The sequence below is a fragment of the Salinimicrobium oceani genome (assembly GCF_012037645.1).
In genome coordinates, this window is sequence record NZ_JAAVJR010001413.1 from 1 (window position 1) to 311 (window position 311).

The 311-nt window shown below is 43.7% G+C and carries 1 pseudogene; it reads left to right on the forward strand.

Annotation, left to right across the window (positions count from 1 at the left end):
• A pseudogene (locus HC175_RS22440) lies at positions 1-311 on the forward strand (phospho-sugar mutase); the annotation flags it as partial.

Consider the following 311-nt stretch of genomic DNA (forward strand, 5'->3'; position numbering starts at 1 on the left):
GAAGATCTTAAAGTGGTGATCGCTTATGATTGCCGAAATAACTCTAAGGAACTTGCTCATATAGTTGCCGAAGTTTTTTCGGCAAATGGAATCCAGGTGTACCTGTTCTCTGAACTTCGTCCAACTCCCGAACTTTCTTTTGCAGTTAAATTTCTCAACTGTCACTGCGGAATTGTACTCACCGCCAGTCACAACCCGCCTGAATATAATGGCTATAAAGTTTACTGGCAGGATGGAGGTCAATTGGTGCCGCCTCAAGACAAGGAGATCGTCACAGAGATCAACAGCCTCGACTATGATGAAGTGAAATT